The organism is Nocardioides sp. (genome assembly GCF_024509035.1).
GTDB lineage: Bacteria > Actinomycetota > Actinomycetes > Propionibacteriales > Nocardioidaceae > Nocardioides.
The window spans coordinates 286-797 of record NZ_JANINT010000350.1 but is presented as its reverse complement, the minus strand read 5'-3'; the positions used below and the strand labels follow the sequence as shown (position 1 = coordinate 797).

General features: G+C 73.0%; 1 protein-coding gene. It reads left to right on the top strand.

Annotated features, from left to right (window positions below; all coding sequences use genetic code 11):
• On the top strand, nucleotides 1-512 hold a 512-nt coding region (locus tag Q0L15_RS21155), incomplete at both ends, for a hypothetical protein (RefSeq protein ID WP_296606711.1).

The following is a 512-nucleotide window of genomic DNA, read 5'->3' as shown; positions in this document are numbered from 1 at the left end:
GTCCGCTTCCGCGAGCCGACGACGGCGACCGACCGGACGGCGACCTGCCGCTACCCCCGCGGCAGCAACGACGAGGGGTACGGCGCGACGGTGGTCGTCACCAGCCCCGACGGGCAGAAGTGGCACGCCACCCGCGCCGTCCAGGTGAGCGACCCGCCGGGCACCGTCGAAGGGTCGTCCGCCTTCGCGGCCGACAGCCCCGAGGTGGAGGTCCAGGTCGCCGCCGACGGCAGCTTGACGAGCGACACGGTTCGGTCGGGTGCACGGATCGTGCTCGCCGCGGCAGCGGGCACCTTCCGACCCGGGTCCATGGTCCGGATCCATCAGGGCAACGAGGCCGAGCTCCAGGCGGAGCTGGGCTCCGGCGCCCAGGTGCAAGGCGGGTTCGCGGTCGTCTGGGTCGACGCGACCGGTCGGAAGTACGACCTCGCGCAGCCGCTCGTCGTCACGATCACGCCCGATGCCGGTGCCCAGCGTCGCCAACCCAAACGCGCCTTCGACTTCGGCCGAGA